This window comes from Dermabacter sp. HSID17554, from assembly GCF_003989295.1.
GTDB classification, from domain to species: domain Bacteria; phylum Actinomycetota; class Actinomycetes; order Actinomycetales; family Dermabacteraceae; genus Dermabacter; species Dermabacter vaginalis.
On the sequence record NZ_RBLW01000006.1, the window covers coordinates 1 to 15666 of the forward strand.

Here is a 15666-nt window from a genome sequence, read left to right on the forward strand (position 1 = left end):
CAGCAGAAACAAAACAATCAACATTACGCTGACCATCCAGAAATTGAACAAGAAATTCAATGTTCCTGCCAAAAAAATTGGCATCAATAAACAGACACACTATTGAGATATCAAACAACATGCGCACACCTCACGAACCCCTTCTCCAGGGGCTCACGAGGAGCTAATGTTCACCGGAAGTTTTTCTCGACCTCTCGGCGCGAGTCACTAGTTTAGCAACCCTTTCCGATCCGGTCAAGCTAACCCGCCGTGTTCCGCGCCACTTTTCACCGGATGCTCACCCGGGGTTCGCGCACGATCTCCACGACGGCCACTTGCGGTCGCGATTCAAGGGCGAATTTCTTCGGTTCCTCGAACCAACGAACAAAAACATTACGCGAGGTCTCATCCCCGGTCAAGCCCCGAAGCCTTGCGCGTGCCCGCCGCCACAAAGTGAAGCGCCCGCCACCCCTATACGAGGGGCAACGGGCGCCTTTTGCTTGTGTTCAGCTGCTGTTTACCGAGCGCTCAACTCACGATTCTCACCATTGCGGCGTTCTTCTTGCCGCGGCGAAGAAGCAGATAACCGCCGGCTAGCGCGTCGTAGCTGCCGAGCTCTGTTTCGAGGACCTCAACGTCGCCGGCAATCTTCTCGCCGTTGACCGAGAGGCCGCCCTCTTTAAGAGCCCTGCGCACAGCACCGTTTGAGGTCAAGAGCTCCGTGGCTGTGTAGGCCTCGACCAGTTTTGCCGTGCCAGGAAGCTCTACGCACGGGAGTTCTCCCGCAATCACGGCAACCGTCGGGCCGTCGAGCTCACGCACGTCTCCCCGCCCAAACAGAACCGATGCCGCCGCCTTCGCTTGCGCAGTGGCCTGCTCGCCATGCACGAGCGTGGTCATGTCGTCGGCGAGAAGTTTCTGCGCCGCACGCTCGTGCGGACGCTCAGCCGTGGCCGTCTCGACCGCCGCGAGTTCCTCCTCGGGGCGGAACGTAAAGAACCGCAGGTATTTGAGTACGTCGCGATCGTCGGCACCGAGCCAGAACTGGTGGAAGGCGTACGGGCTCGTAAGCTCGGGATCGAGCCACACGGCCCCGCCCTCGCTCTTGCCAAATTTCGTACCATCCGCCTTCGTCACGAGCGGGGTGGTGAGGGCATGGGTCTGCACACCCTCGACCTTACGAATCAGATCCGCGCCACCAACGATATTGCCCCACTGGTCATTACCGCCGTACTGAAGCGTCACGCCGTAGCGCCGGTAAAGTTCGAGGAAGTCCATCGCCTGGAGAATCTGGTAGGAAAACTCGAGGTAGCTGAGCCCTTCTTCCGAATTGAGACGCTTGGCGACAATGTCTTTCGAGAGCATCGTGCCCATGCGGAACTGCGAGCCGTAGTCGCGAAGGAAGCTCAGGACATTGAGATCCTTCGTCCAGTCGTAGTTATTCACCATCGTCACGCCGAATTCACCCTCGGGGTCGAGGAAGCGTTCGATCTGGCCGCGAAGCGATTCAACCCACGTTGCAACGATGTCGGCCGAGTTCATCTTGCGCTCACCGGACATGCGGGGATCTCCCACGAGACCAGTGGCGCCACCCACGAGAGCAAACGGCTTGTTGCCCGCGAGCTGGAATCGGCGCATCGTGAGGATCTGGGTCAGGTGGCCGACGTGAAGCGACGAGGCGGTGGGATCGAAGCCGCAATAGAGCTTGAGCGGGCCTTCATGTGCTGCGGTACGGATTTCCTCGATACCGGTCGAGTTCACCAGCAGGCCACGCCATTCAAGCTCGTCAACGATGTTGACCATCGTGCGTCTCCATTCCTTTCGTCGGGGCGGCCACAATGCGCCGCGCATCCATTCCACAGTAGCGCACACGCGCTAAAGCGCCTTGGCGAACTCCCTTAGGCTGGCCGACGTCACTTTTGCGTTCTCGAGTTGCGCCGCAACGCTCGTGCGGCCCGTTCCCCCCTTCGAGGATCGGGAATCGATCGAGCCGAGGGTGGTGAGTACCCCGCGCACTTCAGGAGTGAGGTGCGGCGACACCGAGGCGAGGTCGTCGTCGCTCAATTCCCACAGTTCCTCGCCGCGTGACTCTGCACGTTGCACGCATCCGCCCGAAATCTCGTGCGCTTCCCGGAAAGGGACGCCTTGGCGCACGAGCCATTCGGCGATATCGGTCGCGAGGGCAAAGCCCCGCGGCGCGAGGTAGGCCATGCGTTCAGTGTTGAACGTCAGGGTGCGCACCATGCCCGCGAACGCCGGCAAAAGAAGCTCGAGCTGATCCGTTTGATCGAACATCGGCTCCTTGTCTTCTTGAAGATCGCGGTTATACGCGAGCGGCATCGCCTTGAGGGTCGCGAGTAGCCCCGCGAGATCGCCGATGAAGCGCCCCGCCTTGCCACGCGTGAGCTCGGCGACGTCGGGATTCTTCTTTTGCGGCATGATCGAGGAGCCGGTCGAGAATGCGTCATCAAGCGTCACGAAGTCGAACTCCTTCGTGTTCCACACGATGATCTCTTCGGAGAGCCGTGAGAGATCCACACCGAGCATCGTGAGGCACCAGGAGTATTCGGCGTAGACATCGCGCGAAGCCGTACCGTCGATAGAGTTCTCGCTCGCTCCCGCAAATCCGAGCTCCTCGGCAACGGCTTCCGGGTCGAGCCCGAGCGAGGAACCGGCGAGTGCGCCGGAGCCGTAGGGCGAGATCGCCGCACGCGCATCCAGGTCACGCAGCCGCTCCACGTCGCGCATAAGCGGCCACGCGTGGGCGAGCAAATGGTGGGCGAGCAACACGGGTTGGGCGTGCTGGAGATGGGTACGGCCCGGCATGGGGGCTTCGGGATGGTCCGACGCTTGCTCGATGAGCGCATCGACAACATCGAGCGCGAGGGCGGCAATCACGCGGGCGTGGTCGCGGATATACATGCGTCCAAGGGTGGCAACCTGATCGTTGCGTGAACGCCCCGCACGGAGTTTTCCGCCGAGTGACGGTCCGGCGATCTCGAGAAGGCCGCGCTCGAGCGCAGAATGCACGTCTTCGTCGCTCAGGTGCGGCGTAAACTCCCCGCTCTCCACCTGCCGACCGAGTTCCTCGAGCGCGGCGAGCATGTCGCACAGCTCCTGTTCGCTCAAGAGTCCCGCACGGGCAAGGACGCGCGCGTGCGCTTGTGAACCGCGCAGGTCGTAAGGCGCGAGACGCCAGTCAAAGTCAGTGGATTTTGAGAGCGCGGCCATGACGTCAGCTGGTCCCGAAGCAAAGCGTCCGCCCCACAGGGCGACGCGCTCAACCGCGACGTCCTCGTGCTCGCTCTTCTCGCTCTTCTGAGGCGCGTCGCCCGCGTGCATCACTCGTTCCCACCCTTGTTCGAAGCATCGGGATCGAGCGAGGGGCCGTGACCGAACTTCTCGTCACGTGCGGTCGCTTGCTTCGACCCGAGACCGTAGATCTCGATGAAGCCCTTCGCGTGCGACTGATCGAAGGTGTCGCCCTCGTCGTAAGTGGCGAGGTTGAAGTCATAGAGGCTCGCGTCGCTGCGTCGCCCCGTCACCGTGGCGCGACCGCCGTGGAGGCGCAGGCGCACATCGCCGCTCACGTAGCGCTGCGTTTCCTCAATAAAAGCCTCGAGGGAGCGCTTGAGAGGGCTGAACCACTGGCCGTCGTACACGAGATCGGTCCAGCGGTCTTGCACCTCGCGTTTGAAACGGCCCTGTTCACGCTCGAGCGTGACGCGTTCGAGCTCGCGATGCGCTTCAATGAGGGCCATCGCGCCCGGCGCCTCGTAGATTTCGCGGGACTTGATGCCCACGAGTCGGTCCTCGACGATGTCGATACGACCGATTCCCTGCGCTCCTGCGCGTCGATTCATCTCTTGGATCGCCTCGAGCGGGCTCACGGCTCGGCCATCGATCGCGACGGGAATACCGTGATCAAAAGTGAGCACGAGTTCGTCAGCAACGGGTGGGAACGCTGGATCGTCGGTGTAGTTGTAGACGTCCTTCGTGGGCTCATTCCAGATGTCCTCGAGGAAACCCGTCTCAATGGCGCGGCCCCACACGTTCTGATCGATCGAGAACGGGTTGTGCTTCGTGGTGGTGATCGGAAGGTTGTGCTTCTCCGCGTAGTCGATCGCCTTGTCACGTGTGAGTGCAAGATCGCGGACGGGGGCGATGCACTGGAGGCCGGGCGCGAGCGATGTAATCGACACCTCGAAGCGCACCTGATCGTTACCTTTCCCCGTGCAGCCGTGAGCGACCGCGCTCGCGCCGTACTTCTTCGCCGCTTTCACGAGGTGCTTGGCAATAACGGGGCGTGACAGGGCAGAAACAACCGGGTAGGCATCCATGTACAGGGCATTCGCCTTGAGCGCTGGCATGCAGTACTCGCTCGCAAACTCGTCGCGCGCATCGGCAACGTAGGCTTCCACCGCGCCGCAGTCGAGGGCGCGCTGACGAATCACCTCGAGGTCTTCCCCTCCCTGGCCAACGTCCACCGCGCACGCGATCACGTCGGCACCCGTGGCGTCGTGGATCCATCCAATAGCGACGGAGGTATCGAGGCCGCCCGAGTAGGCGAGAACAATGCGTTCGGTCATTTTCTTCTCCTAGGGTTGAGTGGCGTGAGGGGCCACGCGGGGATTTAGGACTGGTCGTCGGCTCCAGCCCGGCGGCCGTCGGCCAGCTCGAGCAGAGTTGCGGCAAGCTCGTGGCCTTCGGCTCCGCCGCGTGCGACGATCAGGATCGTGTCATCCCCGGCGATCGTGCCGAGGATCGACGGCAGCACCGAATGATCGAGTGCGCTTGCGAGGTATTGAGCGGCCCCGGGCGGTGTGCGCACGACAACGAGGTTGCCGCTCACTTCTGCGCTCACGAGAAGCTCTTCGGCGAGGCGCTGAAGTCTCGCGGCATAGTGCTCTTGTGAGGGTGGGCGACGCAAGCTGTGGACGCGTTCTCCGCCCTCGGGCGGAAGCATGTACACGAGGGCACCGGAGCCCGAGCGCACTTTTTCGGCGCGAAGTTCCACGAGGTCGCGCGAGAGTGTGGCCTGGGTGACGCTCACGCCCTCTTTTTCGAGGAGCGCGAGCAGGGCACTTTGCGAGGTCACTTCGGTGCGGCCCAGAATTTCGACGATCTTGCGCTGGCGCGAGATCTTGGTTTGGGGCTGCTGCGGTTGTTCACTCATCGGCATCTCCTTACGCCCCGGCTACCGTCGGGCATTCGACCATGGCACGAAACGCACCCTCCCACCGGGTACCCTTCCGCAGGCGAGCGCGACACACATAAACGAATTGATTTGCAATCACATGCATGACTATACACCTCGGGCCTGGCCTCTCCCTGTACACAGCAGAGAAGGGCCAGGCCCGAACGTGAGAAGCGAGAAACGCGCAGACTATGCGCGCAGCTCACCACCAACGGCAGAGGCAACCGCCTTGATCGCGCGCGCACGAATCTCGTCGATCTCAGCACCCTTGAGGGTCTTGTCTTGGGGTCGCAGTCGCACCGCAAAGGCGAGCGACTTCTTTCCTTCCGCAACCTGATCGCCGCGGTACTCGTCGAAGAGGCGCACCTCCTCCGCGACATCGCCAATGCCCACGATGAGCGCCGCACGCACGGCCTCGGCGGGGGTGCCCTCATCTACAACAAACGCGAAATCTTCCTTCGCAATCGGGAAGGTCGAGATCGGCTCGGACGGCACCACGTCCGGAGCGGAGTCGATCACCGCTTCGAGATTGAGCTCGAATGCCGCCGCGTGCTTCGGGAGGCCGAAAGCCTTGATGACCGCGGGGTGAAGCTCGCCAGCAACGCCCACACGCAGCCCCTCAACGGTCGAAAGAATCGCCGTGCGGCCCGGGTGGAACGCGCTCGATTCACCTTGCTCGAGCGCGAGCTCGGTGCCTGCGGCCGCAGCAACGCGACGCGCGAAGGAAATCGCATCGGCCCAATCCCACGCGCGCGCCTCGGTGAGAGGCCCAGTCGGGGTGATCGGCCCGCCCGCCACGAGCGCGACGTGCCGATCCTGCTTCGCGAGCGACGTGGCAATCTCTTCAAGCTCGGCATCACTCGGGCGCGAAGCCGCGCTCGGAACCGGAACGCGCTCGCCGCGCTTTTCGAACACGAGCCCCAACTCGAACACCGCAACTGCGTCTTCGCCACGGGCGAGGTTCCGCTGGGCGACCGGGAGCAGGGTCTCAAGGACCGCCGTGCGCATGAGCGGCTCGTCATCCGCGAGCGGGTTGAGAAGTCGCACTGCCTCGCGAAGCGGGGAATCCTCCGGAAGGCGAAGCTTCGAGAAGGTCTTCTCGTTCGTGAACGGGAAGCTCACAACCTCGGTTGCGCCCGCCTCGGCAAGGGCATTAGCTACGGCGCGCCGTGAGCGCTGGGCGCGGGTCAGGCCACGCCCACCGGGAGCCGACGGTAGCCTCGACGGAATCGCGTCATAACCCTCAAGTCGCGCGATCTCCTCGACGAGATCTTCGGGGATACGCAGGTCACCGCGCCACGTGGGCGGAAGAACCGCGAGGGTCTCACCCTCGCCATCATCCTTGCCGGCAGTCACGGTGCAGCCGATCTTCTCGAGCGACCCCACCACCTGGTCTCGCGTGTAGTCAACGCCCACAACGCGCTCGGCGTAGTCGAGCGGAAGGGCGATCTCCACCGGTGCGCTTTCGCCCGCGCGCGCATGGGTGCGCGCCGAATCCAGCGTTCCACCGCCATATTCAACGAGTAACTGGGCCGCCCGGTACGCCGCCACCTCAACGAGCTCGGGATCAACCCCGCGTTCGCCGCGCTTGCCGGCCTCTGACACGAGCTTGTGTCGGCGTGCAGTGCGGGCCTGGGTCGTCGGATCGAAATGCGCGGCTTCGATCACGACGTCGGCGGTGTTTTCGTCAACCTCGGTTTCGCTTCCGCCCATGACGCCCGCGAGCGCGACGGCGCGTGCACCGTGGCCACCCGTTGAATCCGCAACCACGAGGTCTTCGACGTGAAGCTTTCGGGTCTTGTCGTCGAGGGTCGCGAGTTTCTCGCCCTCCTTCGCACGGCGTACGACGATCGGTGCGGTGAGCTTGGCGGCATCGAACATGTGCAGCGGCTGGCCAAGGTCGAGCATGACGTAATTGCCGACATCGACGATGAGCGAAATCGGGCGCATGCCCGCAAGCGTGAGTCGCTGCTGCATCCACCGAGGGCTCGGAGCTGAGGTATCAACGCCCCTCACACATTGCGCTACGTATGACGTCGCTCCTACGTTGCCACGGATGGGCGCATCATCCTCGAGCAGGACCTCGAAGCCCCCGCCGGTTGCCTCGGGCACCTCGATCGCAAGTGCCGGATCCGTAAAGGCTCGGCCGGTGGCGTGCGAATACTCGCGCGCAACGCCTCGCATGGAGAAGCAGTAGCCGCGATCGGGAGTCACATTGATCTCCACGACCTCCTCGTCGAGGCCGAACAAGGCGATCGCATCATCGCCGGGCTTCGCCTCGATCCCCTCGGCAATACCCTTGCCGAGAACGATGATGCCGTCCTCGGTATCCTCTCCGAGCCCCAGTTCCTCGGTGGAGCAGATCATGCCGTCGGACACGTGACCGTAGGTCTTGCGCGCGGCAATCTCGAAGTTTCCAGGCAGAACGGTCCCGGGAAGAGAAACTACAACCAGGTCGCCCTCCACGAAATTGTGCGCGCCGCAAATGATGCCGCGGCTTGGAACCTCGTCGCCCGGCTGCGGGTCCTTCGGGTTGTCCTTGTCGTCATTGTGCTCGGGACCAACATCCACGCGGCACCAGTTGACGGTCTTGCCGTTCTTGTGGGTCTCCTTGACGAGATTCAGAACGCGACCCACCACGAGGGGGCCCGTCACCTGAGCGCCGAAGATACCTTCTTCTTCGAGGCCGACGGAGACGAGCGAGGCTGCGACAGCCTCGGCGTTAGCGCCATCGGCGAGCTCAACGTGTTCGCCGAGCCATGAAAGGGGAATGCGGGGCATTGCTCAGATCTCCGTTCCGTAGTGCTGGGAGAAGCGCACGTCGCCCTCCACGATGTCGTGCATGTCGGTCACTGAATTGCGGAGCATGAGAATGCGCTCGATTCCGAGACCGAACGCAAAGCCGCGGTACTCATGCGGGTCAACCCCGCACGCGCGCAACACGGCGGGATTCACCATGCCGCAGCCGCCCATCTCGATCCAGCCGGTACCGCTACACACGCGGCACGATGGATCAGCATCGGCCTCAAGTCCATTCTTGGCTTCGCACTTGAAACAGCGGAAGTCCATCTCAGCGCTCGGCTCGGTGAAGGGGAAGTACGAGGGGCGAAGGCGCGTGATCGGCTTACCGCCGAAGAGCGCCTCGGCAACCTTGTCGAGCGTTCCCACGAGATCCGCCATCGTGAGGTCGCGATCGATCGCGAGACCTTCGACCTGATTGAACACGGGTGCATGGGTCGCATCGAGCTCATCGGTACGGAACACCTTGCCGGGGCATGCGATGTAGAGCGGGACGCCGCGTTCGAGAAGGGTGCGCGCCTGGACGGGAGAGGTGTGCGTGCGCAGCACCTGTCCGCTGCCTTCGGGAGCGACGTAAAACGTGTCCTGCATCTGACGCGCGGGGTGATCTTCATCGAAGTTCAGCGCGTCGAAGTTAAACCATTCAGCTTCGATCTCGGGGCCTTCGGCGATCTCCCACCCGAGCCCCACGAACACGTCGGCGATACGGTCTTGGAGGATCCCGAGCGGGTGGCGTGCACCGCGCGGAAGCCGATCAACGGCGGTCGTGACATCCACGCGATCCTTCGCGAGAGCCTCGGCCTCTTCCTTTTCGGCGATCTCCTTTGAGCGCGCTGCGAGCGCCTGCTGCACGCGCCCCTTCGAACCGCCGATGAGCTTACCGGCCGCAGCCTTCTGCTCCTTCGGCAGATCCTTAATACCGCGATTCGCGCGCGAAAGCGGGGAATCGTCCCCCACGTGGGCAATGCGCACCTGCTTGATTTCCGCCGACGTTGTGGCCTCCGCAATCGCGGCGAGCGCGGAATCGACCGCGCGCGCGATCGCCTCCTCGCTCATGTCCACACTGTTCGTCACATCTGACACGAATTCACCACATCCTCACGTTGACACGGCACGCGCACGCCCGCGCTCGATCGCACGATCACATCGGTCCTCGAGGGGCCTCGCGTGGGTGCATGCTTTTTGCACTTGCAATGATACGTGCAGGATACGGTGGGGGTCGTACGCGCTCGATGCGCGGCACATGTGCCTGCAGGCCGTATGGCCTCAGCGCCGCTGCACCCACATAGGTCCAGCGTTCGAAAAGAAAGGCTCCTCACATGACCACGACAGTTCAGGGCCTCGTGTCCTTCGCCGCGAATGATCCGGCAAAGCTCGTTGACATCACGATCCCCGAGCCCGGCCCGCGCGACGTCATCGTCGACATCAAAACATGCGGCGTGTGCCACACCGACCTCGCCTACCGCAACGGCGACATCAACGATGACTACCCCTTCCTCCTCGGTCACGAAGCCACCGCTGTTGTGAGTGAAATCGGAAAAGACGTCACGCACGTCGAGGTGGGTGACACCGTGATCCTCAACTGGCGCGCCGTGTGCGGTCAGTGCCGCGCGTGTAAAAAAGGCGAGCCGAAGTACTGCTTCGATACGTTCAACGCTTCGAAGCCCATGACCCTCGAGGACGGCACCGAACTCACCGCCGCCCTCGGCATCGGCGCCTTCGCCGAGAAGACCCTCGTGCACGAACTTCAGTGCACGAAGGTGGACCCCGATGCGGATGCAGCAGCCGTCGGCCTCCTTGGCTGCGGCGTCATGGCCGGGATCGGTGCGACGCTCAATACGGGCGAAGTCCAGCGCGGAGAGTCCGTCGCGGTGATCGGCGCGGGTGGCGTCGGCCTTGCCGCCGTTGCCGGTGCGAAGCTCGGCGGGGCGACCACCATCATCGTCCTCGACCTCAACGATAAGAAGTTTGACAAGGCCCGTGCTCTCGGTGCGACGCACACGGTTGCCACGGAGGGCCTCGAGCCCGAAGAGGTCGCCGAAAAGATCCGGGAACTCACGGGCGGTTTTGGTGCCGATGTTGTCGTGGACGCCGTTGGCATCCCCGCTACCTACACCGCCGCGTTCTACGGCCGCGACCTCGCCGGCCGCGTCGTTCTCGTAGGCGTCCCCAACCCGAAGGCAGAAATCACGCTTCCGCTCATCGACGTTTTCAGCCGCGGCGGCGCACTCAAGAGCTCGTGGTACGGCGACTGCCTGCCCGAGCGCGACTTCCCCTACCTCGCGGACCTCTTCGCGCAGGGCCGCCTCCCGCTCGACGAGTTCGTCACCGAACGCATCGCTCTCGACGACGTCGAGGGTGCATTCGAGCGCATGAAGGGCGGAGACATCCTCCGGAGCGTCGTCGAAATCCCGCAGGCCTAAGCCCACCCGCTCTGCACACACGAGAGAAAAGGACTTCACCATGAACCTCCGGATTGACCATGCCGTTGCAGAAGGCACGTTCACCCTCGACGGGGAAACTCACGACGTTGAAAACAACGTGTGGGTGATCGGCAATGCGGAAGACTGTGTCGTGATCGACGCACCCCACAGCATCGAGACCATCGACAAGCTCGTGGGCGGCCGCACGCTCCTCGCGATCCTTCTTACGCACGCCCACGACGACCACTCGCGCTTCGCCCCCGAACTCGCCGAGCGTTTCCAAGCGCCCATGCTCCTGCACCCCGACGACAAGAAACTCTGGTCGCTCACGCACGGCGACCTCGAGTGGGACGCCGATCTTTCGGATGGCGACGCCTTCAGCATCGCGGACCGCGAGCTCGAGGTGATCCACACGCCGGGTCACTCCCCCGGCTCGGTGTGCTACCTCCTGCGCAGCACCACCGAAGGCGATCCCGATCAGCTCTTCTCTGGCGACACGCTCTTTGAGGGGGGCCCTGGCGCCACCGGCCGCTCGTACAGCGACCGCGGGCAAATCGAGGACAGCATCCGCGAGAAACTCTTCACGCTCGAGGACTCGACGATCGTGCACACGGGCCATGGCCCGGATACGACGATCGGTGCGGAGCGCGAGCGCGCGAAGGGCGACTGGCTTTAAAAGAGCGCCGCGCCTATCGCGATGAGAGCTGGTCGAGGGTCTCCTCGACCAGCTCTTGTTCTTTCTCCCCGTATTGGCTCGCGAAGGCGCTGAGCGCCTCGCGCCCTGGCGGCATCCCCTGCGCAGCCGCACCGGCTACTCGCGCCGCTGCCACAAGCTGTGCAAAGTCAAGAGCATCCCCGAGCGCGCGCCCCGCAGCAATCGCGGTCACGAGCGCTGCCACAAGCGTGTCCCCCGCTCCCGTGGCATTCGCGCGCTCCACGATGAAACCGGGCCTCTCAAGAACCTCGCCACGCCCCGAGTCGATCGCCACGAGCCCTTCGCGCCCGCGCGAGACCACCACGAGCTCGACGCGCTCGGCAAGCACGCGCGCCGCATCGAGCGCGCCATTCGTACGGGTGTAGCGCGTGGCCTCCTCATCATTCGGGCAAAAGGCGTAGCAGTGCTCCAGGTGGCGAAGAATCGCCGGGTCCCACGCGCCCGAGTCGTCGTGGCCAACGTCGGCCCAAATCCGCGTGCCACGCTCCCGCTCCCCCGCGAGCAGAGGCATGTCCTCGCGCTCGAGCGAGACCGTGAGGTGGCGCGCTTGCTCGGAGAGAACGCGCTTTGTCGTGGCAAGCGGCGCGCTCGGGAGGCCTCCCGTGTAAAACATGCGATCGCCCTCGTGCGGGATCGCCGCGGTGCACGGGACATCCCAGCCTTCGAGCGTCACGCTCGCCCCGAGCCCCACCCCATCGGCTTCGAGCATGGGCTTCACGAGCTGAGTGATGGGCCCATCGCCTAGCTCCGTTGCAAGCGTGACGTCCATCCCCAGTGCCGCGGCAGCACGTGCGACGTTCGCCGCGCCTCCCACCGCGAGGGCAACCGACTCCGTATGGCATTCCTCGCCAAGTCGAGGCAGCTGGGCAAAGGGAGTAAAGAGCACATCGAGGAACACGGGTCCCACACACGCGAGGTCTCGAGGGGATATGGTCGAAGTGGCCGCATCAGTGCAGGTTGGGCCTTGGTTCAGGTTCATCACGTAAAAAGGCTAGGGCGCGCACGGGCGCCCGTCAAAGGAATGCGAAATACTCTCGCACCGTTCACAGACTCTACGAGGAGGAACTCTCATGAAACTCACGCTGCTCGGTGGAGGGGGCTTCCGCGTCCCGCTCATGGTGCGCACGCTTCTCAAGGACAGCTCCGAACAGCGGGTGCGAGCCCTCACTCTATGGGATGAGAACCAGGAGCGCCTTCACACCATGGAGCGCATCGTGCGCGCGATGACCGAGTCCGTCCCCCACGCTCCAAGCGTGCGTGTGGCCACCGACCTTCGCGATGCTGTGCGCGATTCCGACTTTGTTTTCAGCGCGATCCGCGTGGGGGGAACCGACGGCCGCGCGGAGGATGAACGCATCGCTCACGCCTGCGGTGTGCTCGGCCAGGAGACGACCGGCTTCGGTGGACTCAGTTATGCGTTGCGCGGCATTCCCGTGGCGCGGGCGATTGCGGAGGCCATCCGTGAGGAAGCCCCGAACGCCTATCTCATTAACTTCACGAACCCCGCGGGAATCATCACGGAGGTCTCGAGCGAGATCCTCGGCGACCGCGTGATCGGCATTTGCGACTCGCCCGTGGGTCTTGCCCGCCACGCCCTCACGGCACTCGAAGAAGCCGGCGAGGTCGACCGGGGCACAAGCGCCCGCATCTTCGAGACCGGCGGGCCCGTGCACATCGACTACCTCGGCCTCAACCACCTCGGCTGGGTACACCGCATCCTCGTGAACGGCCGCGACGTTCTCCCCACCGTTCTTGAACGCCCCGACCTCATCGAATCCTTCGAAGAAGGCAAGCTCTTCGGGGCTAAGTGGGTCCAACACATCGGTGCCCTGCCGAACGAATACCTGCACTACTACTATTACGCGCGCGAGGCGAGGCTCGCCGACGACCGTGCGGAAGCCACCCGCGGCATTTTCCTCGCGAGTCAGCAGGCGGAGTTTTACCGCGAGGCCGCTTCCCTCGATGGGCACGCGGCTTTCGAGGCGTGGAACCGCACGCGCGAGGAGCGCGAGGAAACCTACATGGCGACCAATCGCGAAGCTGCGGGCGGGATTGAGCGCGAGGCGGCTGACATCGAATCGGGCGGTTACGATCGCGTTGCCCTCGCCGTCATGAAGGCCCTCGCCTTCGACGAGGCAACCGAGCTCATCGTGAATACGCCCAACAGGGGCCGCATCCCCTCGCTGCCGGACGATGCCGTTGTGGAAGCACCGTGCCGCATTGACGCGAACGGCGCTACCCCCCTCGAGGTCACACCACTTTCGGGCCACCAGCTCGCACTCGTGACCGAGGTCAAGAACGCCGAGCGCACCGTGATTGCGGCCTCGCGTGAAGGAAGTGCCGATCTCGCGGTCGAGGCCTTCTTCGCGCATCCTCTTGTGGACGGCGTGGGAGTCGCACGCGAACTTTTCGCGAAAGCCAAAGAGAGTTTCGCCGAGGACCTCTCCTACCTCCGCTGAACGGGACCTTCGTGAACGCCTGCCTGTGCTTCCTCACCGTGGTGAAGGGAGCGCAGGTAGGCGTTGTAGTTTTCGAGCTCCGCGCCGCCATCGCGCTCGGCCTTTCGGTCGTAATTGCGGGCGGCGCGCTCTTCGCTCCGTGACCATTGAATCCCCGCGATAAGAGCGTAAAACGCCGTGGGGACCTCACTGATGCCCCACATGATTGAGCCGCCCGCAAATTGCTGACGCTCGAGTTCGGCGCGCGGGAAAAGATCGAGGAGTGTGTACCACTCCCCGCCGATAAGCCACGTGGCGCTCACGACAGCGATCCCGAAAAAGGCGTGGAATGTGAGGGTCACGAGGAGGGTGACGAGCTTAAGCACGGGGCTGATTGGTTTGTGTGCCGGGTCGATACCGATGATGACCCACGCGAACAGGTAGCCCGCGAGCACGAAGTGCACGGTCATGAGCAGGTGCCCCACGTGCTCGAACATCGCCCACGTGAAGAGGGGCGTGAAGTAGAACAGCACGAGAGATCCCGCGAAGAGGAAACCAGCAATGGGCGGACTCGACACGATGGCGGAGTAGCGCGTGTGGAGGATCGCGAGCACCCATTCACGCATGCCGCGTGAACCGTCGGTGCGGGGTTTCGCAGCGCGACTGAGCATCGTGACGGGCGCGCCAAGCACGAGCAGCGGAGGCACGATGACCATGAGTGCCATGTGTTGGGTCATGTGCGCATCGAAGCGCACACGCCCGAACGCCGCGGCGCCCCCACTCATGACCCAGAAGAGGGCGAGGCAACCAGCGAGCCAGAAGAGGGTGCGCGAGAGGGGCCATTCGTCGCCGCGAGCCCGCAGACGGTAAAGCCCCGCGAGGTACAGGAGTGCGAAGAGCGCGGCGATGGCCGTGAACATCCAGTCCATCTGCCACACGGTAATGAGACTGAGGAGCGTGTACTCGCCGCGCGGAGGCTCGTAGCCCACAAGGGAGAGCACGCGATAGGCCTCGCGCGGAACGTACTGGGGCACGGGCGGCTGAGAACGTCCAAGCGCGCTCGAGGCGCCGATGATGACGGCGGCGGTGAGCACTTCCACTCGAGCGATTCGCGCGAACGCTCGGCGGGGGTTAGAACCGCGGTGATCAAGTTGGTGAGTGCGTCCGGCACGGCCACTGTGAGTTCCGACGGTTGCCTGCGCCTCGGTGCCGCGCGTGCGATCAGCGTGAGCATCCGCGAGAGGTTCGAGAACGCGGCGCCTTTGCGCGTAGCCGAATGCGGCGATCACGACCGTGAGGATGGCCTTGAGGAGAACCAGCCACCCGTAACGGGTAGTCACGAATTGCGTGGGGGTATCGAGGCGAATTGCCGCGTTGATGATGCCTGAGTAAGCGAGCGCAAAAATCGCAAAGAGCGCCCACGGTGAGTAGCGCTCAAGCCAGATCTTCAGGGTGGCCGTATCGGTACGGTGCGCTTCTGTGAGGAACACGAGAAGAGGGCCGAGCCACGTGAGGACGCCGAGGAGGTGGGCGATCATCGCATTCACGGCGTTGAGATGGTCAGTGGAGTTTCCCGCGTGCCCGAGGAAGCCGAGGGCAACGACGCTGAGCGCGAGCATCGCGGTGAGCCACCCCGCCCCGCGAAGCCGCCTCGAAAAGGCACCGATCACGACGGCAAGGATCGCGAACACAAGCGCCCACACAGTTGCGCGGCCAAGGTCGGTTTTCCACACGAAGTAGCCAAGCTGCGCGGGCGAAAACGAGGCTCGAGCATTCGCGTACGTGAGGTAGGTGCCGAGTGTGAGGAGAAAGGCGTAGCCGAGAGTGAACCGGGCAGCGAGTCGCCTTTGACGGTTCTGCTCATCGGTGAGAGGTGGGCTGGCGTGCCCACGCGTGCGGCCACGTCCGGGTTGGAAAAGACTCAGCGTGAGTGCATAGCCGAAAGCGAGGGAAAGGGCGAGATACTCGCCCACCTTCACGATCACAATGAGATTGTTCGTGAGCGTCCCGAAATGACTCGCGAGGAGGCCGTTACTCTCGCCCGTCACTGCAAGGCCAAGGATTCCAGCGAGTCCTCCGGCGATCACTACGAGGGCACTGAGCGGGAGGAGCACG

11 protein-coding genes are annotated in these 15666 nt (G+C 63.7%); 3 read left to right on the plus strand and 8 right to left on the minus strand.

The genetic code is table 11. The annotated features are described in order from the left end of the window. Positions 1-507 precede the first annotated feature (507 nt). The 6 genes from tyrS to pheS all read right to left on the minus strand — a co-directional run bounded on the left by tyrS (position 508) and on the right by pheS (position 9031). Positions 508-1782, minus strand: coding sequence for a tyrosine--tRNA ligase (gene tyrS / locus D8M36_RS08910; protein WP_126848356.1), 1275 nt, complete (start codon positions 1780-1782; stop codon positions 508-510). A 72-nt stretch (positions 1783-1854) separates the two neighbouring features. Continuing rightward, positions 1855-3321, minus strand: coding sequence for an argininosuccinate lyase (argH, locus tag D8M36_RS08915; RefSeq protein ID WP_126848358.1), 1467 nt, complete (start codon positions 3319-3321; stop codon positions 1855-1857). Next, the gene (locus D8M36_RS08920; protein ID WP_126848360.1) at positions 3321-4568 is read right to left on the minus strand and encodes an argininosuccinate synthase; all 1248 of its coding nucleotides are present in this window, start codon (positions 4566-4568) and stop codon (positions 3321-3323) included. Before D8M36_RS08920 ends, argH begins: the two co-directional genes overlap by 1 nt. A 44-nt stretch (positions 4569-4612) precedes the next feature. Continuing rightward, a complete protein-coding gene (locus D8M36_RS08925; protein WP_065248172.1) occupies positions 4613-5155 on the minus strand; it encodes an arginine repressor in 543 nt (180 codons plus the stop codon). Between the two features lie 210 nt (positions 5156-5365). Then, positions 5366-7957: a phenylalanine--tRNA ligase subunit beta gene (pheT, locus tag D8M36_RS08930; protein ID WP_126848361.1), complete on the minus strand. Its 2592-nt coding sequence runs from the start codon at positions 7955-7957 to the stop codon at positions 5366-5368. A 3-nt stretch (positions 7958-7960) separates the two neighbouring features. Beyond that, on the minus strand, positions 7961-9031 hold the full coding sequence (pheS, locus tag D8M36_RS08935; RefSeq protein WP_065248798.1) for a phenylalanine--tRNA ligase subunit alpha: 1071 nt from the start codon (positions 9029-9031) through the stop codon (positions 7961-7963). Between the two features lie 263 nt (positions 9032-9294). Here pheS and D8M36_RS08940 point away from each other — a divergent pair, with 263 nt between their 5' ends. Further along, a complete protein-coding gene (locus D8M36_RS08940) occupies positions 9295-10398 on the plus strand; it encodes an S-(hydroxymethyl)mycothiol dehydrogenase (RefSeq protein WP_065248174.1) in 1104 nt (367 codons plus the stop codon). Between the two features lie 40 nt (positions 10399-10438). Beyond that, entirely contained in the window at positions 10439-11074 is a 636-nt protein-coding gene (locus D8M36_RS08945; RefSeq protein WP_074297964.1) for an MBL fold metallo-hydrolase, read from the plus strand. A 13-nt stretch (positions 11075-11087) separates the two neighbouring features. Here the strand turns inward: D8M36_RS08945 and D8M36_RS08950 are convergent, their stop codons facing one another. Continuing rightward, entirely contained in the window at positions 11088-12020 is a 933-nt protein-coding gene (locus D8M36_RS08950) for a carbohydrate kinase family protein (RefSeq protein WP_161970245.1), read from the minus strand. Positions 12021-12183: 163 nt separating this feature from the next. Between D8M36_RS08950 and D8M36_RS08955 the strand changes: the two genes are divergently transcribed. Beyond that, positions 12184-13572, plus strand: a complete 1389-nt coding sequence (locus tag D8M36_RS08955; protein ID WP_126848364.1) for a family 4 glycosyl hydrolase — start codon at positions 12184-12186, stop codon at positions 13570-13572. Here the strand turns inward: D8M36_RS08955 and D8M36_RS08960 are convergent. Beyond that, positions 13560-15665, minus strand: coding sequence for a cytochrome c oxidase assembly protein (locus tag D8M36_RS08960; RefSeq protein ID WP_126848366.1), 2106 nt, complete (start codon positions 15663-15665; stop codon positions 13560-13562). The two genes, D8M36_RS08955 and D8M36_RS08960, sit on opposite strands and share 13 nt — an antisense overlap. Position 15666: the final 1 nt, after the last annotated feature.

Excerpts from the sequence above, each read along its gene's own strand:
- tyrS (WP_126848356.1), bottom strand. The coding sequence starts at position 1,782 with ATGGTCAACATCGTTGACGAGCTTGAATGGCGTGGCCTGCTGGTGAAC.
- argH (WP_126848358.1), bottom strand. The coding sequence starts at position 3,321 with ATGCACGCGGGCGACGCGCCTCAGAAGAGCGAGAAGAGCGAGCACGAG.
- D8M36_RS08920 (WP_126848360.1), bottom strand. The coding sequence starts at position 4,568 with ATGACCGAACGCATTGTTCTCGCCTACTCGGGCGGCCTCGATACCTCC.
- D8M36_RS08925 (WP_065248172.1), bottom strand. The coding sequence starts at position 5,155 with ATGAGTGAACAACCGCAGCAGCCCCAAACCAAGATCTCGCGCCAGCGC.
- pheT (WP_126848361.1), bottom strand. The coding sequence starts at position 7,957 with ATGCCCCGCATTCCCCTTTCATGGCTCGGCGAACACGTTGAGCTCGCC.
- pheS (WP_065248798.1), bottom strand. The coding sequence starts at position 9,031 with ATGAGCGAGGAGGCGATCGCGCGCGCGGTCGATTCCGCGCTCGCCGCG.
- D8M36_RS08940 (WP_065248174.1), top strand. The coding sequence starts at position 9,295 with ATGACCACGACAGTTCAGGGCCTCGTGTCCTTCGCCGCGAATGATCCG.
- D8M36_RS08945 (WP_074297964.1), top strand. The coding sequence starts at position 10,439 with ATGAACCTCCGGATTGACCATGCCGTTGCAGAAGGCACGTTCACCCTC.
- D8M36_RS08955 (WP_126848364.1), top strand. The coding sequence starts at position 12,184 with ATGAAACTCACGCTGCTCGGTGGAGGGGGCTTCCGCGTCCCGCTCATG.